Source organism: Psychrobacillus sp. FSL K6-2365 (assembly GCF_038003165.1).
Taxonomy (GTDB): domain Bacteria; phylum Bacillota; class Bacilli; order Bacillales_A; family Planococcaceae; genus Psychrobacillus; species Psychrobacillus psychrodurans.
Genome location: NZ_JBBOOO010000001.1, coordinates 434,539 through 460,909, shown reverse-complemented (window position 1 = coordinate 460,909; position 26,371 = coordinate 434,539). Strand labels below are relative to the sequence as shown.

The window sequence follows — 26,371 nt, the reverse complement described above, 5'->3', positions numbered from 1 at the left end:
TTTTTTCATTAATCTATCTTTTTATATAGTTTGTTTTCTGCATCTATTTCCTCGTAACATGCCATATAAGGAGAAAACCTTATAGATTCTTTGCTACCTAAGCCTAGGACGCCAAACCTACTTAGACTTTCTTGAAATAATCCATGGACCTGATTTTGTAGCTGTTTATCAAAATAGATTAATACGTTCCTACATATAATTACGTTAAATTCATTAAAGGAACTATCTGTTACAAGATTATGCCTAGCAAAAACAATATTTTCACTTAAGAAAGGTTTAAATTTAACTCCGTATTGATCAGCAGTATAGTATTCCGAAAAGGCATGTAATCCCCCAGCTTTTTGATAATTGCTTGTGTACTGTTTCATTTTTTCAAAAGAAAAAATTCCCTTTTCGGCCTTTTCTAACACATCCATATTCATATCGGTTGCATAAATTTTACTTTTTTTATAAAGGCCTTCTTCATACAAAAGGATAGCCATTGAATATGCCTCTTCACCCGTGGAGCAGCCCGCATGCCAGATCCTTATAAATGGATAGGAATGCAAAAGTGGAACTACACGTTTACGAAACGATGAATAAAATTCTGGATCTCTGAACATTTCAGTGACATTTATAGAAAAATCTTTGAGTAGTTTTCTCATCATCTCAGGTTCGTATAGTACCCTTTGTTGAAGATAAGAAATAGAGGTTAATCCTTCTAATTCCATACGATATTTAATTCTTCTATTAATAGAAGGATAAGAGTAACCCCGAAAATCATGACCATAACGTTGGAATATACCTTCTAAAAGTAAAGTTATTTCTATTTTTTCTGTCCTAGAGTTACTTTCTAAACACTCTTGAGGTAAGTCACTCTTTGACTTCATTTCTTAACCTCCTTATGTGTATAGCCAAACTCTCATCAATGATAAAAGCTGATCGTTGACTATTGGCTTCGAAATATAGTCGGAAGCTCCTACTGAAATACACTTCTCTCGATCTTCTTGCATTGCTTTAGCGGTTAACGCTATGATTGGTAGATCTTCGAATTGTTCCATTTCTCGTATCTTTGTTATGGCTTCGAAGCCATCCATTTCAGGCATCATAATATCCATCAACACTAGGTCGATATCAGTATTTATACTTAATGTACTCAGAGCTTCCCGACCGTTTTCAGCAAAAAGCACACTCATCTCATATTCTTCTAAAATACTAGATAGAGCAAAGACATTCCGAACATCATCATCCACTATTAAGATTTTTTTACCACTAAAGAACAGTTTATTTGAATTAACGGGAGTAGTCGGTCTAAGTAAAAATTCATCTATATTACTATTACCTCTATACTCTTGTGAAATGAATCGAGAAATTTCGTTAAGCAGACGTTCAGATGAGTTTATTCCTTTGACAATTATTATCTCTGTAAAATGCTTTAGTTCCATTTCTTCTCTTACCGTCAATTCCTTCCCTGTATAAATAATAACTGGGGTATTAATCCATTCGCCATGTTCTTTTATATGCTTTAGTAATTGAATCCCCGTCATATCCTCTAATCCAAGATCCAATATAATACAGTCATAATGTTTTACATGTAACGCATTTAAAGTTTCTTTTCCCGAAGTAACAGCTGTTAGCGTAATATTAGAGTAATTTGAAGAAATAAGCTCTTTTATACTCTCTCGCTGGATAATACTATCTTCGACAATTAATAATTGACTTCCTACATCAGAAAGTTCTCTGTCATCGTAAACTGCGACCTCTTCTATAGTACTCGCTACTTCCTTTTCAACTACCTCAACTCTCTGATTCAAATCAGTTGGTATGAATAGCTTAAATGTACTTCCTCTTCCTTCAGTGCTGTCGACAACAATCTTCCCGTTCAATAAAGAAGCATGCTCTCTACTTATTGATAGTCCAAGCCCAGTTCCTCCGTATTTCCTACTAGTAGTTCCATCAGCTTGTTGAAAAGCCTCAAAAATAATTGATTGTTTATTTTTAGGAATTCCAATTCCTGTATCTGTTACAGAAAAGGAAATATAATCTGTTTCTTCTTCCATATTTAAATCTAAGCTATCTTCTGCAACATGCGATACCTGCAGTGTAACGCTACCACTATCCGTAAATTTAATAGCATTTGCGATTAGGTTTTTTAGTATTTGCTGAAGTATTTTTTCATCTGTGTAAAGAATCTCCTCCTCCAGGACATCTTTTACTACGTGAAACGTAAGACCCTTTTCGTATGCAATAGCATTAAAGTTTCTTTCGACATAATCAGTAATATCTTGGATTTTCACTTCATTGACATGGATATCTAACTTTCCTGATTCAATTTTAGACAAATCGAGAATATCGTTGATGAGATCTAACAGATCGCAGCCAGCTGAGTTTATCGTATGCGCATATTCAACTTGCTTAGCAGATAAGTTACGAGAATTGTTATCTGCCAATAACTTCGATAAAATGAGTAGGCTATTTAAAGGTGTCCTCAATTCATGCGACATATTAGCTAAAAATTCTGACTTATATTTAGAAGTTAACTCTAATTGTGTCGCCTTCTCCTCTAACTCAGTCTTCGCTCTTTCTACCTCCCTGTTTTTTACCTCGTATTTTTGATTATGTTCTTCAAGTAAGATTGCTTTTTCTTCTAGTTCACTATTAGTTTGCTCTAATTCTCTTGCCTGCTGTTGAAGCATTAGCTCGGATTGTATTAATGCTGTTGTCTGAGTTTCCAATTCTTCATTAAAACGCTTCAATTCCTCATGTTGGGTAGATAACTCTTCCGACTGTGTTTGTAGTTCTTCTGTCATTGTTTGTGATTCCTGAAGTAATTCCATCATTTTGTGTCGACCTGCAATATTGTCAATTATGATACCTGAATAGTCCGCCAGCTCTTCTAATAACTTCCGTTCAATACTACTAAACTTTTGGAAGGAAGCAATTTCATAAACAGCTCTAACCTTGTCCTCAAATACTATTGGTATGATGAGAATTTGCTTGGGAATAGCTTGCCCGACTCCAGAAGCGATATGAGTATAGTTTGTTGGTATATCTACAAGGCTGATCGTCTCTTTAGACAATGCACTCTGACCTATCAAACCTTCTCCTAACCTAATAGTGCTATTTTTATCGTCTAGTTGCTTATATGCATAAGCACCAGTCAGACTAAATAAGGTCTCTCCATCATTTTCTTCATTTAAATAAAAGACACCATATTTACCACCAACTATTGGAGTAATTTCTTGCATAAAGGTGTGAGAAAATGAGATTAAGTCTTTTGAGCTTTGGAGATAAGTAGTTAAATTAGCGAGGTTTTTCATCATCCAGGCTTGCTCTTCATTTCTAGTACTTATTTCAAGTGCTTTTTTCACTTGATTTTCAAGCGCATCTGCCATGGTGTTAAACGAAATAGACAGTTGTCCTAGTTCATCATTGCTTATATTATCTATACGGCTAGACAACTTAGATTGTCCTGACGAAAAGTCACCCATAACACTTGAAATATGATTGATTCCTTTGACAATACCTCTCGTAATAATGATAGAAATAATAATGCCAACTGCAATTCCTATTAGAGCGAGAATAGTTAAAATCATTGAGTTTTTCTGGTAGTCAGAATCCGCTTTAACAAGTGCTGCATCCATGTCAATTTCATAGTAATTAACAAGGTTGAACAGTGAATTGAAGTACTCCTCTTGTATCAACTTTCCCTCAGTTCTAACAAGCTCAGATGCTTCCTGTTTGCTACCAGCTTGTACCAAAGTAATTTCCTTTTCCACAAAATCGTTAAAATTTATTTGTTTTTGCTTAATTTCTAATAAAAGTTTTTCTCCCTCTTCTGTATTGACTAATCTTTCAAGCTCCTCAATCGCCATACTCCCTCTATCCCCTGCTACACGGATATTATTTATTTCACTTTTAATTTCGCTTTCGGATTCATTTAATATGAGATAAGAAATTCCTTTTGCTTTATTATTGAATTCATAACGTATGTCAGATATAAGACCAATTTTTTTATATTCATCATTAACTATATCGTTCATTTTATTGAACGTTTCCATTACTGATCTAATCCCAATACCTGCAACAAGACTTAATATAAGTATTAACGCCAGGAATCCTAAGGTTAATTTTTTCTTGATATTCATATCCTAGTCTCCTAATAATCAAATTTATAGATTTTTCAAACTTTTATTTCGTACTACTAATTTACTTGAAGAACACTCAAAAAAATAGTACTAATCTACCTAAATTCCATACTCTATATTTTTAAATTAGATCGAATATCCATAACGTTTTGCCTATAAATCGCTAAAATAATGATATTATCGCAACACCTTTTGAAAATCGAAAAGCCGATAAAAAAAGTCTATTTCGCAACTAAGCGAAACAGACTTTGATTAATATTCATATTTGATATTATTAAATTCTTCCAACAGGACAACCCATTACCTTTTCTTACTCTTTTAAATATTTCTCCCGCCAAACAACTCGTTCTCTTTCATTCAACTCATTTTCTAGTGTTTCATCCCATTGGTCAAGAAATGTATTCCATACCCGGGCGTATAGAAGATCCTCTGATTTATTGTGCAAAATAAACTCAAAGCAGGGAACATCATCCACATATAATTCAGAGCTGGATACAATTTCAGAAACTACTGTTTGAAGGTCTCCATCCACAGTTTCCATCCAATTTGTTTGGAGGGCGTCTATTAGTACCGCATCTTCCCACTTTAACCTCACCTTTTCCTCAGAAGCATAACGATATAGGTTCAGTGTTTCCTCGCCGTCCAGTGCTGGTTTTATTTCACCTTGCAAAAAGCTACAATGACTTGGGCTATAAAGTAAATTTTGACTTCGGGCATCTAGTTCTTCTTCAAATATTCCTTCTTCCAGTTGATTGCACCCTTTTTCGGTCAGCGTAAGTATTTGGTTTTTTATTTCGATTAAACGAGTTCTCTTCATAATATTGATCAAGTCTTCCATAAATAGCTGCTCTACAAGCAATAATTCACTGATTTGTTTACCACTTGTTAATTCTGCTTTTTGGCATGTTATCAACATCATTTTCATGAGAACATCCATTTTAATACGCTTTACAGGTTTGTATTCCACTTCAATTGTATGAAGTGGAATCGTCCATGCAGCGGACGAAACTATCTTAGCTTGTACATTTTGTTGTAATTCTTTTTTTAGACGTTTTTCTAAATCAATCATTTTAATTTACTCCTATAGCTAAAAACGTTATTTATTACCGTCTTTCTGAAAGTTAATCAGTCCATTATTCCCTTTTACAATTTGAAGCAAGCGTTCATACATTTCTCTAGAGGTTCTTTGTTTTGCTCGTTTTGTGAACATATGGGAGCTTCCTACTAAGATAAGTAGCTCTCTTGCTCGTGATAATGCAACGTTTAAGCGGCGGTAATCATTGGCAAATCCAATATCTCCACTCTTTTCTTGATTGTTTCTTACCATACTTAAGAGAATGACATCCATTTCCATCCCCTGAAACTTGTCTACAGTTCCAGTTCTGAAGGTCAAATGTGATAAGTTTGCTTGTTGCCCTATAAGACGGTCAATTCGTTTAACCTGTTCTCCATAAAAACTAATGACCCCAATACTTTTACGTTCATCTGGATCCATTCTTCCTTCTTTTTTTGCATTAGCTGTAGCATCATTCAAATCGATTAGTACATCACGGATAGCATCTAACTCTGCTTGGTTGAATCTACTTTTGCCATCCTTCATACGTTCTTCAAAATATGGTTTTTCGCTTGGCATATCTAGCCATAGCAAATGGTCTTTTCTTTTCACATATCTGGACTCAAGTAGATGATCACGAGCAGTATCTGAATCGGCCAACCCGCATTGTAGTCGATAATTTTCTTCCTCATAAAATGGAGTGATAGTCTCCATTATACTTTCATGCATTCTATATTGAATTGCTAGCATCGTCTTGCTCGTCTTTGGTAAATTTTTGAATAAACGTTCGAATAATGATTCCTTCAAAAGCTTTTTCAACTCGTCTTTTTCTTCTAGATTATCACTTTCTTCTAGTATTGCCTGAAGTGTTTCATCTAGAGTGTCTTCACCGACTAGTGGAGGAAGCTGATGATGGTCACCTACTAAGATAATCTTCTTACCTTTTAACATTGGCAGAAGCAACTCAGGTGGTGTTGCTTTAGAAACCTCATCAATAATAACAACATCGAAAACAGGATAGTTTTCCATAAACTCTTTACGAGCTGATGCAACACATGTTGTTCCGATTACATTAGCATGTCGAACATATAGCTTACGAATTTCATCTAAATCGTGGTCATTTGCTTCTTTCAATAATAAGTACCACTCATTTTGAACTGCTTGGGTGATCGGAAGATGATCCTTCTCAAGTTGAAGTTTTACCATTTCCCCTTTAGTTCCTTTTATCGCTTCCACCGTATTTTCGAGTGCTTGCTCTGGATTTTGAAGCAATATTTCATCTAAAGCTTTTAGTATGCGCTCTTGCTCTAAACCATCTGCATTCACTTGTTTAGTTTTTAGTTCATTGTCTTGGAGAACTGCTTCTTTCTCTTCTAGTTCCTTGGTTACCTTTTGAAGATGACTCTTTTTCATTTCCAGTTGTTCCATATAGCTTGTTACGGTTTCTTCCGTTTTTTTCAATGCTACAATAGAGCTTTCCATCTCCAATTTCTTGTCTTTTAGTTCTGCTGAGGTAGAAAGTAGTTTGGTTGTATCAATTTCTGTCTCTATCTGCTTCACTGTTTTTTGTAGAAAGTCTAATTGATTCTTTTCATTTATAGCCTTATTAGCTAATTCAGTTTTCAGATGTTGCAGTGACATCATCTCTCTATTGGTATCACTGAGGACTTGAGACTTAATCGATTGAAATTTAGTTATGGAACTATTTTTTGCCATTTGAACGGTTGATTTCTGTTTTATAACAAATTTTTCTCTTACATATAATCCTTCAAGTAAAATAGCTAACTTTTCGGTAGTAAGTTCATCATCAGCTGTCATTATATGTTTCATCCGATTCATAAACTGATGAATTTCTTTCACTGTGTATTCAGAATCAAATAGAATGCCACTTCTCCCCATATTATTTTTAACATTTTCAAAAGGAAACTTATATTTCTGAAGAAGCTTTTCTACATAATCTATTGCTGCGAATAAGCGAGAGTTTAGCTCTTGCCAATCAGTGAAAGCTAATATCTTACCAATTAGCTCGTCTAATTCAGTCATCTGAAACTGCAGCTGAGAAGAACATTCTATTTCATATTCATTCATTTTACTTTTCAGTTGATCAACCTTGCGAATAGAATCAATATCACTCTTTAACATTTCTAAATGATTTAGCTTGACCAGTACCTCTTGATATTTTTCTCTATATGTCTCCACATTTATTTCTGTTTGCTGCAGGGAATCTATAGTTTCTTTATATAGTATATAATTTTGAATATCCTTTATCTTTACCATAAATTGATCTATCTCTGAGTTTAGCTCTTCCCTTGTAGGATTAGTTTGGATAAATCGATCCATTGTTTCTAATTCATGAGCTAAAGCTTCCGACTTTACTCGTACGTCGTAAAGACTTATTTCTAGCTCCTCACGATCTTTTTTTAATAAAACTATTTGCTTTTTTAACTGTTTAATTTCTTCTAATCTAACTTCGTGTTCCACTTTTGCTTCCGCTTTTTGTTCAATAGCTTTTTTTATTAATATTTGTTCTTTACTAAGTTCTTCAATTCGACACTCACATCCAGCTATTTGTTCAAGAAGCTGACCTTCCCTTAAAGAATGCTCGTCCAATTCATTCTTTAATGAAATTAACGTTTGCTCTTTCCAGTACAGTCCGACATTTTCTTCAATAAACCTTTTGCCTTCCTCTTCAATACTTTCTGTCCTACCGAATCGTAAAATACGAATTTCTTTGTTTGAAAGTAATCTACTAAGGGCATTGTCTACTGCTAAATTAGACTGGGATGCTACAAGTGTACGTAAGCCAGCCTTCGCATTTTGCTGACATATTTCAGAAATCACCGTCGTTTTCCCAGTTCCTGGTGGGCCTTGAATTACATATAAATCTTCAGCCGACATGGCACCAACAACCGCTTCTTGTTGAAATTCGTTTAGCTGGTTATGGAATTCTAATTCTCGACGTTTTGCATTCACGCGAATGGTTGGTCGATCTTCAAATAAGATCTTTTCAAGATTTGGATTTGCTGCGAGTCCATTTTGTAAATCTTCGAAACCCTTTCGAAGTCGTCTAATTTGGCTTAGGGATGCGAAATTACTAAAAACTGCCTCTTTCGATTTGGGATTCCACTGATTTTTCCTTGCTAATTCTCTAAACTTTGGTTTAATCTCTACTTCAATTGTTTGTTTTGCCCGATCTACTTTCAAAATATCTCCTACGTCATTTTGAAATCCCTTTAACGTCACACTGAGGCCTCTTAGGTTTTTCCATTCGTTGGCATTCATCGTGCAGCCATGCAATGTCATACGACTAAAATCCGCATTGAAAGCAAGTTTTGAATAAGGACTTGCTATATCTGCAATATCGGCATTACGTTCTTGAATCTTCAAGTAACCTTCCCAGCTAGAAATCCGTTTTTTTACATACTCTGAACGCTCTTCTGCAACAGGAAGATCTTGAATTTTGGTGTGCAACACAAGTGGCATTCCTGCTCCATTATTTCTAGTAGTAACAAAATCCAAATCAACCGCAAGACGACGATTAGTACGTACAGGAACTTTAGGACCTCTAACATGTAAACCCGTTGCGAGTAAACCATCCTTTTGCAGGATGCACTCCATCACGACTACTCGACTATCTACTTTTTCCGCTAACTTAACGTTCGTTATATTATCAAAATATATGGAAAGTGATGTATTTCCATGATTATTTACTGGGCGTTTTTCAATGTATACCTCAAAAGAATTTTGTATGTTAAAAAAGGCATGTTCATCAGTTGACCATTCCTGAATTCCTTTGCGTGCCTTATTTGTAATCATTAAATTACAGCGCATCGTTTTAACTAAGGTTGCTGATTGGCTCATGAACAACCCTCCTTCTTTATTGTAGTGATTACGTAATTTGTCCAACTTGTCTATGTTATCATTTTTACCTTAGAAATTGCATAATCCAACTTATCTAAATTCTAAAAAGCACTACTTAAATATCATTTCAATAGTTTCTTTAGGTATATTTATGTATTTTTTGTGAATTTTTATTGTTATCTCTTTTAATGTTTATTATGATAGAATTACAGTTTTTGGCTGAAAATTCTAAATACTGAATATATTTTAGGAGGAACATGAATGGCTAATAATATCGAAAGCTCTGTTAACTCAGTAAGTTCCCTAGAAAAAAGGAAACAGAATTCGTCAAAAAGTTCTAATCTCAGACCTTCTCCAACTGTTGGTATGACAAATTATTCTGCAATAGCAGAGAGTGAAGAATTCAAAGCATTAAAAAAGAAAAAGAATAAATTTATTTTACCTATTACAATATTTTTCTTACTAAGTTATATTTTGCTACCTATTTTGACTTCTTATACGACTATTTTAAATAATAATGCTTTTGGTGATATTGCTTGGGTTTGGATTTATGCCTTTGCACTTTTTGTGATGACCTGGGTGTTATGCATGATTTATGTACGCAGAGCTAATGAATTTGATAAAGATGCTGAGAAGATTTTTGACAAAGAAAAGGCCGGTGATTATGAATGAATGCAATAGGATTATCTTTTTTTGTAGCAATAGTAGGACTAACTTTATTCGTTACATACATTGCCTCCAAACGGACAAACTCAGCTAGTGAATTCTATACTGCGGGCGGAGGATTATCTGGTTGGCAAAATGGGATCGCGATTGCCGGAGATTACTTATCTGCCGCTTCTTTCCTAGGTATCGCTGGAGCAATAGCACTTTTTGGTTTTGACGGTTTCTTTTATAGCATTGGTTATTTAGTCGCTTACTTGGTTGTGTTATATATTGTAGCTGAACCACTACGAAATCTCGGGAAATATACACTCGCTGACATGATTACTGCCCGATTTGATCAAAAGAAAATTCGCGCAGCTGCTGCAATAAGTACGTTAACAATTGTTTTATTTTATATGATTGCACAGCTAGTAGGTGCAGGCGCACTTATTCAATTATTATTAGGGATCGACTACTGGATTGCCGTTCTTTTAGTCGGTGTTATGATGACTATTTATGTACTTTGGGGCGGAATGGCTGCAACTAGTTGGGTACAAATTATAAAGGCTGCTTTGTTGATGATAGGGACTGTACTTATTTCTATTTTAGTATTGTGGAAATTCAATTTTAATATTTTAGGAATGTTTACAGAAATGAAATCTGTAACCGCTAATGGTGAAGCATACTTACATCCTGGTGTGAAATATACAAATGGCTTAGATACGATATCTATGATGATTGCATTAGTACTTGGAACTGCTGGTCTACCACATATATTGATGCGATTCTTTACTGTAAAAGATGCAAAAACTGCACGTAGCTCTGTTGTTTACGCTACTTGGATTGTAGGTATCTTCTATGTATTAACTATTTTCTTAGGTTTTGGCGCTGCTGCTTTTGTTGGTTCTGATGCAATTATAGCTGCTAATCCTGCTGGAAATATGGCTGCTCCTCTACTTGCTCAGGCTTTAGGTGGCGACATACTAATGTCATTTGTCTCAGCTGTTGCATTTGCTACAATTTTAGCTGTTGTAGCAGGTCTTGTTTTATCAGGAGCATCCGCTTTCGCACATGACTTATATGGACAAATTATCAAAAAAGGAAAAGTAACAGAAAAAGAACAAATGAATGCCGCACGTCTTGCTTCTGTTGGTGTTTCTGTATTCTCTATTTTGTTAGCACTTGGCGCACAAACAATGAACGTGGCATTCTTAGTTTCCCTTGCATTTTGTATAGCGGCAAGTGCAAACCTTCCTGTAATCATTTACACAATTTACTGGAAAAACTTTAATACAACCGGCGCCTTGACTGCTATCATCACTGGTCTGATTTCTGCTCTTGTTCTAGTTGCCCTAAGCCCTAATCTTTGGGCTGCAGACGGCTCCATGGCCTTCACCGGGGAAGCTCTCTTCCCACTTACTAACCCTGCCTTAGTCTCGGTTCCTCTTGGATTTTTAGGTGGTTGGATCGGCACACTAGTAGGAGCCCGTGCAGATCAACGAAAATATGCGGAAGTAGATGTAAAAGCAAACATTGGGTTAAAGTAATATTTAAGAAAAATCGGGCTTAAAAGATGTCCAGCACCCTTCAAGTTTCAAAGCCTGTTTTTAAAGTTGCCAAAGTGCTTCGGATAACTTGTTGCTATATAATGATTTTTTGGAGAGGTTGGTCGTGGCTTAGGTCACGACCAACCTCTCTTTTCTTATGACATTTATCTGTCCATCTAAGGAAGCCCCCGTAGATACAATTACAGGGCTCAAACGCTACTCTATACGGTAGATACCAGCTATTTTTATGTCGGATACTTTTTTACTAGTTGAAGACCCTTTTTGCAATCAAGGTACTATAAATACTGATTTTATGCACTCAAGTAGCATGAACATCCTTAAACTTAATGAATGATTTGATCTCACTTTACCTTTACTTGCTCTCACCAATTCTTTACTTGCTTCCAACTGTGTCTTACTTGCGGTCGTAGATGATTTACTTGCTCTAAGACTACATTTACTTGCGGTCTACTCCCCTTTACTTGCGGAATGGATAATTTTACTAATTCACAGCCTGGATGTGTAAAATCGAATTACAAATCGTTGCTCTCTACAAAGCCAAGTCCGGGGAAAGCGTCCGCCTGAAGCTGAAATCATATATCAAGAACCCTATGATCACGAGACATTTTTATATACCTTTTTAACAAAGAAAACCGATTCCTTTGAGGAATCGGTTTTCTTCATTCAAATTTACTGGGCTTGGTCGGGAAATACTCTTTCTACTGTATCTGTAAATTCATCAAAAAAGCCTTCAACTGGTTCATCTGCTCTAATTCTGTCACCGTAGTCTCTAAACTGTTGGCTAAAATCAGGGTTTGCAGAAACATATACATTGTTGAAATCAGCATTTTCTGCTTTTGCTGCATCGGAAATTTTAGTTTTTATTTCTTCCGTTTCTTCCGTACCTTCACTTAGCTCTACTGCTACGTATGCATTATTATCAGTAACTAGTACACTTGCTGACTCTACTTCCTCTAACTCTGTTATTACATCGGCTACTTCATCCGCTACTTCTACATTTTGGTCCTCTGTGTTGTTTGTAGTACCTTCATCACCTGTACCACCATTTGTAGCATCATCATTAGTAGTACCTGCATCTGTTCCATTAGCACCTTCATTTGCAGTGTCCGTGTTTTCTGTTGCATTATCCGTACCATTGTCTTTTGCCTCATCGTTATTATTATTTCCGCAAGCGGTCAATATACCGATTAGAAGCATCATAAATACTATTTTCAGTAGTTTATTCATTTACCTTTCCTCCTTATGATTTGCTATACAAATAGCTTGGTCTATTTCAAGTGAAATATGCGTAAGTTCATAAAAATGGAATCAATCTCTGATATAATTTATTTAATTAAAAATGGATAAGGGGAGATTATCAAAAATGAGTATGGATATTATAAAGCAGCTTGAGGCATCATACGATGAAATGGTCAGCATCCGACGCTATTTACATATGCATCCCGAAGTATCATTTCAGGAAACCGAAACAGCAAAATATATACAAAATTTCTATACACATTTAGAAATACCTTTCCAAGCTAACGTTGGCGGTAATGGGGTAGTCGCTCGAATAAAAGGTGCATTTCCAGGTAAAACCGTTGCGCTTCGAGCAGACTTTGACGCTCTCCCAATCCAAGACGAAAAAGACGTTTCCTACAAATCGACTTTTCCAGGAGTTATGCATGCATGTGGTCATGATGGACATACTGCCGCATTACTCATACTTGCCCGTACAATCAATGAATTCAAAGACCAACTCGCAGGTGAATATGTATTTATCCATCAGCATGCAGAAGAATATGCTCCCGGTGGCGCTAAACCGATGATTGAGGCTGGTTGTCTAGATGGAGTAGATGTAATTTTCGGTACACATTTATGGTCCCAAACTCCTTTAGGCACTATCGAATATAAGAGCGGACCCATTATGGCTGCAGCCGATCGTTTTTCTATCACAGTCCAAGGTAAAGGTGGACACGGGGCAAATCCACATGACACAAAAGATTCTATTGTAATAGCTTCTCAATTAGTTGTAAACTTGCAGCAATTAGTGGCAAGACGTGTAAACCCTACTGAATCTGCAGTACTTTCTGTCGGTTCTTTTATAGCGGATAACGCCTTTAACATTATTGCGGACACTGTGAAAATGACTGGTACCGTTCGAACATTTAAACCAGATGTTAGAGATTTGATGGAAAATGAACTAAAACGCGTTATAGAAGGCACATGCTATACAGCGGATTGTTCTTATTCTTTCCTATACGAAAGAGGCTATCCCCCAGTAATTAATCATAAAGAGGAGACAGAGTATATTGCAGACATTGCTAGAGCTGTTCCAGGAGTTAATAAAATCAATGAATCCGAATTATTGATGATCGGGGAGGATTTTGGTTATTATTTAGAAGAAATCCCTGGTACGTTCTTCTTTACCGGTGCTATGCCTGAAGGGGATGTATTCCCTCACCATAGTCCTATGTTCGATTTTGATGAACGCGCAATGCTAATAGCTGCCAAAACGTTGGGTATGGCCGCGATTAACTTTCAAGGTAAATAATATTATAGTCAAATTAAACAACTCAATTGCCAGTAATCCCAAGGAGTAGAGAACCGTGATTAATTTTGCGGTACTCTACTCTTTTTCATTATCACGGCTAAATATTGCTTATCATACTTAACAATTGACTACTTACTTTCTAACACCAAGCACTTGCGTATAGGATACTCAAAACCCTATCTCCCTCTACTTGTGGGATATAGGAATTTGTTGTACGATTAGTTGTTTGCATTAACAATAATTATTACTGTTAGAAAGTTTGGTGGAAGAAAATGAATACAAAAGCATTAACACTTGCATTATTCACCGTCGCTATTTGGGGTTCCTCTTTTGCAGCGATTAGCGCAAGTTTACAGGGTGGCTATTCTGCAGGGCATTTAATATTAGTTAGATTTCTGATTGCTTCTATTATATTTCTTGTTATCGCAATTTGGCCTGGAGTCAAATTTCAGTTACCTCAAAAGGAAGATATATTTAAAATTGTAATTCTCGGTTTTATCGGGATTAATATATACCATCTTTGCATCACGTTTGGACAACTGTCGATATCAGCCGGAACGGCTGGTATGCTGATTGGTTCAGCGCCTATCTTCACGACTATTATCGCTATTATTGTATTGAAGGAACGACTTGGTAAAATCGGTTGGTTCGGATTAGCTTTTGGATTTGTCGGTATTATTTTAATAGCTATAGGGACAGGCGGAAGCACTTTTGGTATTTCGCCAGGCGTATTTTTAGTTCTGATTGCAGCTTTTTCAACCGCAATCTTTTTCGTTTACCAGAAGCCTTTGTACAAAAAGTATAGTGCCATTGAATTGACGGCTTATTTTACCTGGGTAGGTACTATACCTTTTTTGTTCTTTGCACCTGGACTGTTCGAAGAAATTCAGCACGCGACTATAGAGGCTAATTTATCTGCAGTTTATATAGGAGTATTCCCAACTGCAATCGCGTATTTAACTTGGGCTATGGCATTGTCCTATAGTGAAGCAAGCTCTGTTTCCAATTCCCTGTATTTAGAACCGGTCGTTGCGATTATCGTGACGTGGATTTGGTTGCAGGGACTCCCTACAGCTCTTTCTATTGTAGGAGGATTCGTGGCAATCGCTAGCGTCATTATTGTTAATTTGTACGGCAAGAAAAATCAGCTAAAGCTTTCACAACAAGCTACCATCAATACTTATGATAAAATAGATATACTTTAATTGAAAGGAAGTACGATACATGAAATCTCCTTTTACATTTAACCATACAGCACCCATCAACACTTCAAAAAAACAACCTGCTATATTTTTACTACATGGTATGGGCAGTAATGAAGCAGATCTACCTCAGCTAGTGAGAGATTTCGAGAACACCCATCATATTTTTAGTTTACGTGGGCCAATAGTACAGAAACCTGGCTATTCATTTTTCGAAATTGAAGAAATCGGAAAACCAATTAGAGATATATTCGACAAAATCGTGACGCATATTCAGGCATTCATTCGAGAGGCAATTGTCGAGTACAACTTAAATCCTGATAACATTACGATACTAGGGTTTAGTCAAGGTGCTATCCTTGCCCAAACGGTGGCGCTGACAATGGGAAATGAAATTAGTAAAGTAGTTGCTTTAAGTGGATATATACCTGAGTTTGTAAAAACAGAATATAGCAAGCGAGACGTTAATCATTTATCCATCTTTATCTCACATGGCAATTATGACTATGTGATTCCTTCACAGTGGGGGATTGAAAGTAATGACTATTTTGAAGCAATGGGAGCAAAAGTAACTTTTAAATCATATAATGATGGTCATGGAGTTACACCAGAAAATCATCAAGACTTAGTAGAATTTTTAAATAAAAACTAATTATTTTCGAAGCCGAGAGTATAAGAAACATATTTCTCCGCTTCGATTTTTATTATGCACCAACCTGAAAATATTCACTAGGTGTTTGCTATTCAACTTAATAGCAAAAGCTGAAAAATTCTGATAAAATTATAATATCCTTTGCATAAGAATGCGTTGTTTTTTATGAAACTTATTGCATCGTATCCTCGTATAAATGGTATGACTAAAATTTGGAGGTAAAAGAATGGGCATTAATTTAGTTAAGGGTCAAAAAATTGATTTAACTAAGGGTAGATCTTCCCTTTCAAGTGTTATGGTAGGACTAGGATGGGACCCTGTGGAAAAGAAAAAAAGCGGTGGTTTTTTAGGTGGATTACTAGGTGGAGGCAGTGGTGGCGGAGCAGCTATCGATTGTGACGCATCAGTACTTTTATTAGATGAAAAGGGCAAATTAGTATCTAAGCAGCACGTTATTTATTTTGGAAATAAAACAAGTCAAGATGGTAGCGTTGTCCACTCTGGAGATAATTTAACTGGAGACGGCGATGGAGACGACGAAGTGATCAACGTGAATCTGAGTGCTATTTCGCCATCTGTACATAGATTGGTGTTTATAGTAAACATTTATCAAGCAAAACAAAGAAAACAAGACTTTGGACTAATTCAAAATGCATTTATCCGTCTAGTGGATAATGGTACAAAAGAAGAATTAGTTCATTATAATTTAAGTGAAAGCTATGCTGGTAAAACATCTCTTATTCCCGGAGAGCTGTACCGCAACGGATCAGATTGGAAATTCTCAGCAGTAGGAGAAGGTACATCAGATTTAGATATCGGTTCAATTGCAAACAAATACTTATAAGGAGTGGTTAAAAGTGGGCATTAACTTATCAAAAGGACAAAAGGTAGACTTAACAAAAACGAATCCTGGTTTAGTAAACGTAACAGTAGGCTTAGGCTGGGATACAAATAAATACGACGGAGGAAAAGACTTCGACTTAGACTCCTCTGTATTTCTATTAGGCAGCAACAGTAAATGTTCTTCAGAAGGTGACTTCGTATTCTATAACAACACTACTGGTGGTAACGGATCTGTTGTCCATACAGGAGATAATCGTACGGGTGATGGAGACGGAGATGACGAGTCAGTAAACGTGAATCTATCTACTGTTCCTACATCTATTGAAAAAATTGCTTTTTGTATCACTATTCATGATGCCGAAGACAGAGGTCAAAACTTTGGTCAAGTAAGCAATTCATACGTGCGTATTTTAAATGCAGATACACAAGAAGAATTGATTCGCTATGATCTTGGTGAAGATTTCTCCATTGAAACTGCAGTCGTTGTTGGTGAACTATATCGCCATAATAACGAATGGAAATTCAATGCAATCGGAAGTGGATACCAAGGCGGTCTTGGAGCATTAGTTTCAGATTTCGGCTTGAATTAATAACTTCTCTCAAAAAGCAAGGGCTTGCTTCCTTGCTTTTTGTTTTAGGTTTTAGTATCTGAAGAATGCCGAGGTATTTGGGTATACCTAATAACTCCCCTTCTTCATTCTTAGGAGTGGAAAATATGAGACAATTCAGAGGGGTTAGTGAGAAAGAGATACGTCAATTCTTTCATATACCACCTAGCGACTTTTCCAAAAATTTGGAGAGAAAAAAATTAGGGATGGCTATGGGAGCAGCTTTATACTTACCAGGTTCAATGCCCAATTTCACCGATAAACTATCAAAAAATAATTTAAAGAATTTAACAAGTGCTATCATTTGTTTAGAGGATGCTGTCTCCGATTCGGAACTTTTAGAAGCAGAACTAAACGTTGTAAATGAATTAAAATTAATTGAACAAAATGATCAAAATAGCTTAATAGATATAAATAATATTCCTCTCTTATTTATCAGAATAAGAACCGTCCAACACCTAGAAAAGGTTGCTACTTTATTAGGAAGTGCTATTCAATATATTACCGGATTCGTTTTTCCAAAGTGCACCTCCTATAATGCAAAAAGCTTTTTTTTATGTTTAGAAAGTATTAATCTTCAGTATTCTACTCATTTATATGGGTTACCTATTTTAGAAACTAAAGAAATTATTTATACAGAAACTAGAGAGCAAGAACTTTCTAAGCTTTATACAGTTTTAAAGCAGTTTGAAGACCTTGTACTCACTATACGAGTTGGTGCTACGGATTTCACCAGCCTTTTCAGTCAAAGACGTCCTGGGAATAGAACAATCTATGAACTGCTACTAATCACCAATTGTTTCACCGATATATTAAACAAATTTAATCGTAAAGAAGATAACTTCATCGTTTCTGGACCTGTTTATGAGTACTTTGAAACTCTAGATTCCTTTCGTCTCTTCACGGATGTAAATAGTATAGAGTCCATACTGTGGAATGAGGTTCAACTCGACCTTTTAAATGGTTTCTACGGAAAGACCTGTATACACCCTTCTCAAATCGATATCGTAAATAGTGGATATATAGTGCCTAAGGAGTTATTTGAAGATGCATGTTTAATCATTGAAAATAAGGCTGAAACAAATGGAGTTTTGCGGAGTTCTGCTAAAAACAAAATGAATGAGGTTAAACCTCACTACAGCTGGGCTATGAAGATTATTGCTCAAGCAGAAATATATGGGGTGTTAAAAGAAAATGTTACATCACTCGACTTCCTTCAATACATCAAAAACCTATAATTTACATGGAGATTTAAAGCTAGTAATAGACATTAAAGATAATCCTTATAATTTCTCGCCGGAAGCACTTTTCCAAATGGCTGTGAGAATTAATAAAAAACGCCAATTTTTATTCGTAAGTCGACTTCTTGGTAAGCATTTAGCAGTGGATCCAGCTATTTCACTAGGTACTGGAACTATTCTAGCTTCAATGCTTATGAAGAATGAAAGCTTAGATACTCACCCATTAGTAAATGAACTCGTTCAGATGATCAATTCAGGAATACCCAATCGAAAACTAAGTCTGGACTCTTTAAGCTATAAGTCCAACTTACCAAGTAAGACCGTATTCATTGGATTTGCGGAAACAGCAACCGGCCTAGGTCATGCAGTATTTCATCACTTTCAAGACGCTTATTATATTCATACAACTAGAGAAGAAATTCTACATATGGAACCTTCCTTCTATTTTGAAGAAGAGCATTCACACGCAACCTCTCACAGAGTCTATGCACCTGAGCAAACACTAAAGGATGCGGACACGATTGTGTTAATAGATGATGAAATAACGACAGGTCTTACACTCTCCAATTTAATCGTTGCATTAAATAAATCTTTTCCAGGTAAAAAATATAAAATTCTCTCTATATTAGACTGGAGAACTAAAGCACATCAACATGATTTTAATGAACTAATGAATACACATCAGATTTCTGCTGAAATTATTACGATTATGGGTGGCCAATTCACTCTACTAAATCAGGCATCAATCGAAGAAAAGGACACTCCTATTCTAAGCGGTATGCAACCATTTTCAGTTTTCGTTGACGAAAAATCAGCTCTAGAAATTACCTCTAAGCATCGGAGTGAGCATGGAATCTATTGTAACTTCACAGGGAGATTTGGTTTATCAAGCAATCTTCACGAAGAAATGGATGCTTGGATAGAAAGTTTTATAAATAAGCTTCCTAATTTAAATAAGAGCAAATCCACTCTAGTTATAGGCATTGGAGAAAACATTTATCTCCCGCTTAGATTTGCACTTGCCTTTGGAAATAATACAAAAGTACAAACTACCACAAGAAGTCCTATCTTAGCAAAAACAGAAGAATTATATCCTATCCAGCATAAATGTAAATTTATGTTACCTGATTCCAAAGGTATTAACCAATATTTATACAACCTCTCAGAAATTGATGCCGAACAAATCATTGTTATTTCTGAGTCTGTTCAAGAACCTGCCACCTGGTTTCCACTTCTTTCCTACTTGGAGACGTTAGCGCCGGTTTCGTGGGTATCTCTTACTCACCCAGTTAGAGGTGAAAACAATGACTATTAATACAGATGGATTGGTAAAATCAAGCTACTCTAAGGAAGACATCACTTTCTTACTTAAGGATTTATCGGGTGTTCAGATTGAGTCTTCTGTAGAATCTAGAGAACAACTATTTCAAACAGGCAGTCACTACTCCGAAACTTTGCCCATTGAAAATCGACCAACCTCTGAGTATACGGAGTTATATCAACAGGCTATGCAGGATTCGGCTGATCATATCGCACAATTAGTAGGGGTATTATGTAGAAGGGTAAGACGATATGCAGGTACTGATGACGTCGTGATCGTTTCACTCGCAAGAGCAGGAAGCCCAATCGGGATATTAATGAAGCGATACGCAGAAAAATTTATGAAACTTAAATGGCCACACTTTAGTATATCTATACTAAGAGGAAAAGGAATCGATGAGAAGGCTGTCCGAACTATTAGAGAGCAATATCCGAAAAGCCATATTCAATTCGTTGATGGGTGGACTGGAAAAGGTGCTATACAAAACGAGTTAACTAAGTCCATTCAAAAGTTAAATGCAGCATACAACCTTAACTTAAATGATGACCTCGCCGTTTTAACCGATCCAGGCGAATGTGCCACATTATTTGCAACAAGAGAAGACTTTCTTATTCCGAACGCTTGCTTGAACTCAACGGTCTCAGGATTAGTTAGTCGAACTGTATTGAATAATGCCTTTCAAGATGTAGATGATTACCACGGAGCTAAGTATTACGTTGATCTTGAGGAAATGGATGTATCCAACGAATTTATCGAAAATATATCCAGTCGATTCCAAGAACAGGAACCAATCATAACAGAACTTATAAAAAATTTTCCAATCACAAACATACGGACTTGGAAAGGCATGCAGGAAGTGGAGTCCATTGCCAGTAAGTTCTATAAGAATGCTGATATTAGTAAAGTAAAGCCAAGTGTTGGAGAAACGACTAGAGTACTGTTAAGGAGAAAGCCTTTTAAAATATTTCTTAGTGATGATAAACACCCATCCCTACGTCATATCCTCCTCTTATGTAAGGAAAAAAATATTCCAACTGAAATTGTACCAGGGCTCTTTTACCTTGCCATCGGGTTGATAGAATCGGAGGATCTAATATGACAATTCTATTTGCTAGTGATTTAGATCGAACACTTATATATAGTAAAAATTCAAGAGGACAAGAAGTTAGCACTGAGGATTTTGTAGCTGTAGAATGGGTCGATGAAAAACCAACTGCATTTATGACCAATAAAGGTCTACAGTTGTTTCAACATATAGCCTCCTCTACAACCTTTTTGCCCGTAACAACTAGAACAGCTGAACAATACAATCGAATTACAGGTTTATATCATACAGTAGAAAAACCAAAATATGCAGTTGTATCAAATGGTGCCGTTATTTTGGAGGACGGCGAACCGCTTGCGGAATGGTCGGATAAAGTAATCGCACAAATGCAGCAGAATCGTACTTCCATAGATCATGTACTACCTCAGCTGAATGCATATATAAAAAACAAATTTGTCCTTAACGTTATGCAAGCAGAATCATGGTTTGTATATCTAATTATTGATGAACATGCATTTTCAGTCGAGGATTTTGAAAACCTTTCTCAAATCTTTTATCAGCAAGGCTTCTCTCTTTCCCACCAAGGGCGAAAGATATATATCATGCCTACTTGCATAAACAAATCGGCTGCACTCCAATTTGTAGCAGAGCGAATTGCTGCAAATACGGTCATAGCCGCTGGGGATTCCATGCTCGACTTCGATATGGTTTTAAGTGCCACTCATGGTTTTATCCCTTCCCATGGTGAAGCAAATCATAAAGGCGGATATCTTCCTCCTCACGTATCTATTACAACCCAAACAGGTGTACTAGCAGGAGAAGAAATATTAAAAAAGGTGAACGATTATTTGTTATAATATGTATGAATAGGAGGGAAAGCCCATGGTTAATTTAAATCCCATCAGGATGAAGTCGTGGGATTCATCTAATATCGGATTATGGTTGAAAGATTCTTTAGGAGATCCTTCTCAAGTAACATTAGACGGAGAGAACTTAAAATATCCTCAATTAGTTTGCCAGTATATTGGCATGTCCTTAGATGAAGATGAATATTTCTCAATTCTGCATACACAAGTTAATGAATCCTCTGGAAAGCTAAGCATACTGACTGGTGTACTTAACAAAGAAATTTCTGCCGAGAAATTACGAGCACTCAACCAACTCTTTGATATGCATAGGAAAGAAAAAGGACTTTCTCCAAATCGAATGGTTGCCTTTCTTGATGGATACTCATTATTGCCAAATTTGAAAGATCTGGGTCTAAATAGACGAATTAGAACTGTCCTAATAGATTTACTAAAGAAGTTACAAAACAGCTACACAGAAGGCACACTTCATCATGAATTTCGCCGTATTACTACTGATCTTGTAAAGTGGATTTTCAATCATGTAGAACCAGTATTAGAGAAAATAAATTTCGAACAAGGTCTTCCTGCATTTCTTTGGTACGGCAGTGCAACTCCTAGCGAAAAATGGTTTCTTACATACTTAGCTGACTTCGGTCTCCATGTAGTTATTTTCAATCCAAGTGATGAATCATGGCCCAAAAGCCTACTGGCAATCGCGGATGACCTTACTTTCCGTTTCCCTAAGGTTTCTCAAGATATAAAACCGCTTCCAGATGAGATGCCAAAAATTGCAGGTACTGTAGCATTTAAAGCAACCCAAGAAATCAACGAGCTTTTACATCATGAAGATTCAGGACTTTATAAACCTTTTCAATTTAAAGCGTATTCCATTAACTCAATCCGTTTGAAAACTACAGAAGATGAAGCTTTCTTGATTTCTAAAGAAAGAGCAATGATTCGTCCTCACTTCCAGGTTAGCAATCGACAGGTAACAATTCCTGTAGTTTTCGCAAAACTGTTAGGTATAGACAAAAATAGAAAACGTTTTTGGAATAACATTCATTCATTAACAGAGCGAGATGACACACAAGTAATTCGCCAATTCCCTTTCACGAAGGAGCAAAAAACGAATCAGCTATTCCATTACCGAGATGCATTAAAAGCAGATGGTATGCTAGATCCCGAAAAAATGAAAGCTGCAAATTGGTGGACATATGATAAACTCCCTTTAGGCACGCAAACTGTTATCGGGGAGACAATCGCCAAACACGTAAGCGAACCAATACTTATTCGCCAGTCCAATGAAACATTAGAGGATCTCCAACTATACGCTTTTGCACAATCCATGGTTTTACCTGATTTTGTTATTCGTCTTTTACAAACATTTGATTACCCTCAATTTGTTCCAACAATATTTATTTATAACGAGGAGAATGGGCCTGAACTTTCAAGAACAGATGCCAACGCCTTATGTATGATGCATCATTTAGGTTTAGATATTGTTATCGTGAATCCTAAAGGGCATCTTGATATTGAAAAATGGGTACAAGAAGGCACCTTCGATATACACTGGATGGACGATAGAAGTTTCAATGATCCATTTAAAGAACCAAGTGTAGTTCAGAAGATTTTCAAGAAATTTCTATAGAAATGGGGAGAAAACGTGGAATTACAAAAATTAGAAATTGAACAGCAAGAACAAATGATGGAGGAAAGTAACGATTTAAAAGCACAGCTGAAACGTGACCCACAAGTATTACAGCTAGTAGCAAAAATTGACCCAAAAAACCAAGTTGGTTTATTAGAATTTGGTCGTGAGCCAGCAGATGAAATCTCCAAGTTTACAGGACAAATTTTAAGCACGATCAAATCCAGTAGTATGGAAGAATCCAGTGAACTATTAAAACAGCTCGGTAAGATTATGGATAAATTTGACAAAAAAGACTTTGTTGAAAAACCCTCTTTCTTCGGTAAAATCTTTAAACAAGGTGAGAAATTAATCGAAAAGCTATTCAATAAATATCAAACAATGGGTGGCGAAATCGATAAGGTATTTGTTGAGATAACAAAGTATGAAACTGAGATGAAAAAATCTACAGTTACATTAGAAGATTTGTACGACAAAAACTTCAACTACTTTATGGAATTAGAAAAGTATATTGTGGCTGGTGAATTGAAGGTCAATCAGTTAAGACAACTCGTGCCTAACCTACAGCAAAAAGCTGAAAATGGTGATCAACTAGTACTGATGGAATTGAATTCATTGCAAAATGCGATTGAGCTACTAGATCAACGTATTTATGATCTTGAAATGGCTAAACAGGTATCTTATCAATCAGCACCACAAATCAGAATGCTTCAACGAGGCAACACAAAGTTAATCGGTAAGATAAATTCAGCATTTGTAACAACTATCCCTATTTTTAAAACAGGACTTATCAATGCAATTTCCGCTAAAAGACAAAATCTTGTTGCACAATCGATGAGCGAGCTAGATCGTAGAACAAACGAAATGTTACTCCGTAATGCCAATGATATATCCAAGCAAAGTGTGGATATCGCTAGAATGTCAGGGCAACCTAGTATTAAAATTGAAACAATCGAACAAACATGGGATACGATTATGCGCGGGATGAACGAAACAAAAGCTATTGAAGAAGAAAATCGTAAAATGAGAGAACAAGGTCGTCTTCGTTTGGAAGAATTGCAAAAGAAATATGAGGATGGGCAAAGAAAGTAATTTAAAAATGGATTAGGGGGAAATAAAATGTCAGTTATTAACCTATCAAAAGGACAAAAAATTGATTTAACGAAAACGAATCCAGGATTAAAAAATGTCTTAGTTGGACTGGGCTGGGATACAAACAGATATAGTGGCGGAGAAGACTTTGATTTAGATGCTTCAGCTTTTATTGTAGATGGTAATGGGAAAGCCTTTAATGAAAAGAGCTTTATCTTTTATAATAATCTACAAAGCGAAGAAGGTTCAGTCATCCACACAGGAGATAACCGCACTGGAGATGGAGACGGTGATGACGAGCAGCTTCTAGTTAAGTTACCAATTGTACCCAACGCTGTTCAAAAAGTTGTTTTTACTGTAACCATTCACGATGCAGACCAAAGAAAACAAAACTTCGGTCAAGTTTCAAACGCTTTTATACGAATAGTAAACGAAGATACAAATGAAGAGATTGTTCGCTACGACTTAGGGGAAGACTTCTCAATAGAAACTGCACTGGTTGTTGGAGAAATATACCGCCACAATAATGAGTGGAAATTCAATGCAATCGGAAGCGGATTCCAAGGCGGTCTGGCATCACTAATTACAGAATTTGGATTGAGTTAAAGGAGATTGATTGACAGACAAACTTGATAAGATTACCTAAAAAAGTGATATTAGTTGTGATGTCCTTCACAACCAATATCATTAAAAAACACACGGTAATCATAGAGCAAAACATCTGTCTAAAAGCCTTCGAATACAATAGAATTAGGTTTTGACCTTAAAGGATCGGGCGTCTTTTTGCCCGGTTCTTTTTAATTAATATGCACTACGATGAAGTAAATTGTCCGCCGTTTACATGGAGCGTCTGTCCAGTCACAAAACGTGAATCATCTGAAGCAAGATACACAAACGTCGGAGCTACCTCAAAAGGTTGACCTTGACGTTGCATTGGATTGCCCGCTTGCGTAACTTCGTCCGCTGAAAAACTTGCAGGTATTAGTGGTGTCCATATCCTTCCTGGTGCTATAGCATTTACCCGAATACCTTTACTAACTAAACTATTGGCAAGTGCCCGTGTAAAACCGATAATAGCACCTTTTGTTGCAGTATAATCAATTAGTTGTTCATTGCCATCAAATGCAACGACGGAAGAGGTATTAATAATAGTACTTCCCGGATTTAAGTGTGGTAACGCTGCACGCGTTGTATAAAAATGTGAATAGATATTTACTTTAAAAGTATCGTCGAATTGCTCATCAGTAATGTCAAGTAAACTCAGCTGCTGAAATTGAATCCCAACGTGATTACAAAGGATATCAAGCTTCTTATATTCTTGGATGGTTGCTTCTACTATGTCAACACACTGATTTTTTTCTCGTAAATCTCCAGGTAATAATATACAACGTTGTCCAAGTTCTTCTATTCTTTTCTTTGTACGATTTGCATCTTCGTGTTCATCTAAATAAGAAATTGCAACATTTGCTCCTTCTTTCGCAAAAGCAATAGCGGTTGCAGCCCCTATTCCACTATCACCACCTGTAATGAGCGCAACTTTCCCTTTTAGTTTGTTACTTCCTTCATAATTAGGGTTTTCAATAATTGGATGCGGATTCATTAACCCCTCAACACCTGGTTGTCTTAGTTGACGTTGCTCTGGCACAGTAATTGGTACATCTTCATATCTTGTGATTTTCCCGTAATTAGGATACATTGGATAGATTTGATTTGTTTCATTTTTATGGGATATAGTAATCCTCCTAAATGTAATAATCCAATTATCTTATGTCCCACTTACAGTTAAGGTGAATATATACGTATGATCTTAAGTGAGGATTGAAGGACGTTACCATTGCAGGTAGCGCAGAATAGATTAGTAAGAAGTAATCTACTAAGGAGGCTACACCGTGCAAAGTTCAGTACCCAATAGAGAAGTAGAAGTACTACTGATCAATTATTCAGAGGATCAGGTTAAGGTATTATATAACTCCAATTCTAGTCCATTTCTGCTACCCAAAATTGGAATCCGTCCTCCCTTTTTCTATAATCCTAGATATGAACAGTATTATCCTATTATCTAGCATCGTGGTATCATTATTAA

The 26,371-nt window shown here is 36.2% G+C and carries 21 protein-coding genes; 15 read left to right on the top strand and 6 right to left on the bottom strand.

Going from position 1 to position 26,371, the window contains the following annotated elements:
- Positions 1 to 8: 8 nt before the first annotated feature.
- The 4 genes from MKY29_RS02255 to MKY29_RS02240 form a co-directional block, all read right to left on the bottom strand.
- On the bottom strand, positions 9 to 869 hold the full coding sequence (locus MKY29_RS02255; protein ID WP_340878868.1) for a CheR family methyltransferase: 861 nt from the start codon (positions 867 to 869) through the stop codon (positions 9 to 11).
- A gap of 12 nt (positions 870 to 881) precedes the next feature.
- On the bottom strand, positions 882 to 4,127 hold the full coding sequence (locus MKY29_RS02250) for a response regulator (RefSeq protein ID WP_340878867.1): 3,246 nt from the start codon (positions 4,125 to 4,127) through the stop codon (positions 882 to 884).
- A gap of 310 nt (positions 4,128 to 4,437) precedes the next feature.
- On the bottom strand, positions 4,438 to 5,196 hold the full coding sequence (locus MKY29_RS02245) for a hypothetical protein (RefSeq protein ID WP_340878866.1): 759 nt from the start codon (positions 5,194 to 5,196) through the stop codon (positions 4,438 to 4,440).
- 27 nt (positions 5,197 to 5,223) lie between these two features.
- Positions 5,224 to 9,042 carry a DEAD/DEAH box helicase gene (locus MKY29_RS02240; RefSeq protein WP_340878865.1) on the bottom strand — a complete coding sequence of 1,273 codons (3,819 nt, stop codon included), beginning with the start codon at positions 9,040 to 9,042 and terminating at the stop codon, positions 5,224 to 5,226.
- 261 nt (positions 9,043 to 9,303) lie between these two features.
- Here MKY29_RS02240 and MKY29_RS02235 point away from each other — a divergent pair, with 261 nt between their 5' ends.
- Entirely contained in the window at positions 9,304 to 9,714 is a 411-nt protein-coding gene (locus MKY29_RS02235) for a DUF485 domain-containing protein (protein ID WP_241597459.1), read from the top strand.
- Entirely contained in the window at positions 9,711 to 11,234 is a 1,524-nt protein-coding gene (locus tag MKY29_RS02230) for a solute symporter family protein (protein WP_090564934.1), read from the top strand. The genes MKY29_RS02235 and MKY29_RS02230 overlap by 4 nt, the downstream gene beginning before the upstream one ends.
- A gap of 690 nt (positions 11,235 to 11,924) precedes the next feature.
- Here the strand turns inward: MKY29_RS02230 and MKY29_RS02225 are convergent.
- Positions 11,925 to 12,482 (bottom strand): YhcN/YlaJ family sporulation lipoprotein, encoded by a 558-nt coding sequence (locus tag MKY29_RS02225; RefSeq protein WP_090564935.1) that lies wholly within the window; start codon positions 12,480 to 12,482, stop codon positions 11,925 to 11,927.
- 136 nt (positions 12,483 to 12,618) lie between these two features.
- Between MKY29_RS02225 and MKY29_RS02220 the strand changes: the two genes are divergently transcribed.
- From MKY29_RS02220 to MKY29_RS02165, 12 genes are all read left to right on the top strand, one after another.
- Positions 12,619 to 13,788, top strand: coding sequence for a M20 family metallopeptidase (locus tag MKY29_RS02220; RefSeq protein WP_241597462.1), 1,170 nt, complete (start codon positions 12,619 to 12,621; stop codon positions 13,786 to 13,788).
- A 272-nt stretch (positions 13,789 to 14,060) separates the two neighbouring features.
- Positions 14,061 to 14,993: a DMT family transporter gene (locus MKY29_RS02215; RefSeq protein ID WP_241597465.1), complete on the top strand. Its 933-nt coding sequence runs from the start codon at positions 14,061 to 14,063 to the stop codon at positions 14,991 to 14,993.
- A 19-nt stretch (positions 14,994 to 15,012) separates the two neighbouring features.
- The gene (locus MKY29_RS02210) at positions 15,013 to 15,642 is read left to right on the top strand and encodes an alpha/beta hydrolase (protein WP_093493462.1); all 630 of its coding nucleotides are present in this window, start codon (positions 15,013 to 15,015) and stop codon (positions 15,640 to 15,642) included.
- 226 nt (positions 15,643 to 15,868) lie between these two features.
- Positions 15,869 to 16,486, top strand: coding sequence for a TerD family protein (locus tag MKY29_RS02205; protein WP_241597468.1), 618 nt, complete (start codon positions 15,869 to 15,871; stop codon positions 16,484 to 16,486).
- A 13-nt stretch (positions 16,487 to 16,499) separates the two neighbouring features.
- Entirely contained in the window at positions 16,500 to 17,075 is a 576-nt protein-coding gene (locus MKY29_RS02200) for a TerD family protein (protein WP_241597470.1), read from the top strand.
- 125 nt (positions 17,076 to 17,200) lie between these two features.
- Positions 17,201 to 18,331 carry an HpcH/HpaI aldolase/citrate lyase family protein gene (locus MKY29_RS02195; protein ID WP_241597472.1) on the top strand — a complete coding sequence of 377 codons (1,131 nt, stop codon included), beginning with the start codon at positions 17,201 to 17,203 and terminating at the stop codon, positions 18,329 to 18,331.
- Entirely contained in the window at positions 18,288 to 19,649 is a 1,362-nt protein-coding gene (locus MKY29_RS02190; RefSeq protein WP_241597474.1) for a phosphoribosyltransferase domain-containing protein, read from the top strand. Before MKY29_RS02195 ends, MKY29_RS02190 begins: the two co-directional genes overlap by 44 nt.
- Positions 19,639 to 20,754 carry a cysteine protease StiP family protein gene (locus MKY29_RS02185; RefSeq protein WP_340878863.1) on the top strand — a complete coding sequence of 372 codons (1,116 nt, stop codon included), beginning with the start codon at positions 19,639 to 19,641 and terminating at the stop codon, positions 20,752 to 20,754. Before MKY29_RS02190 ends, MKY29_RS02185 begins: the two co-directional genes overlap by 11 nt.
- Positions 20,751 to 21,557 carry an HAD family hydrolase gene (locus tag MKY29_RS02180; protein ID WP_340878862.1) on the top strand — a complete coding sequence of 269 codons (807 nt, stop codon included), beginning with the start codon at positions 20,751 to 20,753 and terminating at the stop codon, positions 21,555 to 21,557. Before MKY29_RS02185 ends, MKY29_RS02180 begins: the two co-directional genes overlap by 4 nt.
- Positions 21,558 to 21,582: 25 nt before the next feature.
- Positions 21,583 to 23,196: a YceG family protein gene (locus MKY29_RS02175; protein ID WP_340878861.1), complete on the top strand. Its 1,614-nt coding sequence runs from the start codon at positions 21,583 to 21,585 to the stop codon at positions 23,194 to 23,196.
- A gap of 54 nt (positions 23,197 to 23,250) precedes the next feature.
- Entirely contained in the window at positions 23,251 to 24,288 is a 1,038-nt protein-coding gene (locus MKY29_RS02170; protein WP_090565178.1) for a toxic anion resistance protein, read from the top strand.
- A 27-nt stretch (positions 24,289 to 24,315) separates the two neighbouring features.
- Complete coding sequence (locus MKY29_RS02165) at positions 24,316 to 24,894, top strand: TerD family protein (protein ID WP_090564951.1); 579 nt, start codon at positions 24,316 to 24,318, stop codon at positions 24,892 to 24,894.
- Between the two features lie 205 nt (positions 24,895 to 25,099).
- Here MKY29_RS02165 and MKY29_RS02160 read toward each other — a convergent pair whose 3' ends face one another.
- Complete coding sequence (locus MKY29_RS02160) at positions 25,100 to 25,984, bottom strand: SDR family oxidoreductase (protein WP_340878860.1); 885 nt, start codon at positions 25,982 to 25,984, stop codon at positions 25,100 to 25,102.
- Positions 25,985 to 26,177: 193 nt separating this feature from the next.
- Between MKY29_RS02160 and MKY29_RS02155 the strand changes: the two genes are divergently transcribed.
- Entirely contained in the window at positions 26,178 to 26,351 is a 174-nt protein-coding gene (locus tag MKY29_RS02155; RefSeq protein ID WP_340878859.1) for a hypothetical protein, read from the top strand.
- Positions 26,352 to 26,371: the final 20 nt, after the last annotated feature.

Excerpts from the sequence above, each read along its gene's own strand:
- MKY29_RS02255 (WP_340878868.1), bottom strand. The coding sequence starts at position 869 with ATGAAGTCAAAGAGTGACTTACCTCAAGAGTGTTTAGAAAGTAACTCT.
- MKY29_RS02250 (WP_340878867.1), bottom strand. The coding sequence starts at position 4,127 with ATGAATATCAAGAAAAAATTAACCTTAGGATTCCTGGCGTTAATACTT.
- MKY29_RS02245 (WP_340878866.1), bottom strand. The coding sequence starts at position 5,196 with ATGATTGATTTAGAAAAACGTCTAAAAAAAGAATTACAACAAAATGTA.
- MKY29_RS02240 (WP_340878865.1), bottom strand. The coding sequence starts at position 9,042 with ATGAGCCAATCAGCAACCTTAGTTAAAACGATGCGCTGTAATTTAATG.
- MKY29_RS02235 (WP_241597459.1), top strand. The coding sequence starts at position 9,304 with ATGGCTAATAATATCGAAAGCTCTGTTAACTCAGTAAGTTCCCTAGAA.
- MKY29_RS02230 (WP_090564934.1), top strand. The coding sequence starts at position 9,711 with ATGAATGCAATAGGATTATCTTTTTTTGTAGCAATAGTAGGACTAACT.
- MKY29_RS02225 (WP_090564935.1), bottom strand. The coding sequence starts at position 12,482 with ATGAATAAACTACTGAAAATAGTATTTATGATGCTTCTAATCGGTATA.
- MKY29_RS02220 (WP_241597462.1), top strand. The coding sequence starts at position 12,619 with ATGAGTATGGATATTATAAAGCAGCTTGAGGCATCATACGATGAAATG.
- MKY29_RS02215 (WP_241597465.1), top strand. The coding sequence starts at position 14,061 with ATGAATACAAAAGCATTAACACTTGCATTATTCACCGTCGCTATTTGG.
- MKY29_RS02210 (WP_093493462.1), top strand. The coding sequence starts at position 15,013 with ATGAAATCTCCTTTTACATTTAACCATACAGCACCCATCAACACTTCA.
- MKY29_RS02205 (WP_241597468.1), top strand. The coding sequence starts at position 15,869 with ATGGGCATTAATTTAGTTAAGGGTCAAAAAATTGATTTAACTAAGGGT.
- MKY29_RS02195 (WP_241597472.1), top strand. The coding sequence starts at position 17,201 with ATGAGACAATTCAGAGGGGTTAGTGAGAAAGAGATACGTCAATTCTTT.
- MKY29_RS02190 (WP_241597474.1), top strand. The coding sequence starts at position 18,288 with ATGTTACATCACTCGACTTCCTTCAATACATCAAAAACCTATAATTTA.
- MKY29_RS02185 (WP_340878863.1), top strand. The coding sequence starts at position 19,639 with ATGACTATTAATACAGATGGATTGGTAAAATCAAGCTACTCTAAGGAA.
- MKY29_RS02180 (WP_340878862.1), top strand. The coding sequence starts at position 20,751 with ATGACAATTCTATTTGCTAGTGATTTAGATCGAACACTTATATATAGT.
- MKY29_RS02175 (WP_340878861.1), top strand. The coding sequence starts at position 21,583 with ATGGTTAATTTAAATCCCATCAGGATGAAGTCGTGGGATTCATCTAAT.
- MKY29_RS02170 (WP_090565178.1), top strand. The coding sequence starts at position 23,251 with ATGATGGAGGAAAGTAACGATTTAAAAGCACAGCTGAAACGTGACCCA.
- MKY29_RS02165 (WP_090564951.1), top strand. The coding sequence starts at position 24,316 with ATGTCAGTTATTAACCTATCAAAAGGACAAAAAATTGATTTAACGAAA.
- MKY29_RS02160 (WP_340878860.1), bottom strand. The coding sequence starts at position 25,984 with ATGTATCCTAATTACGGGAAAATCACAAGATATGAAGATGTACCAATT.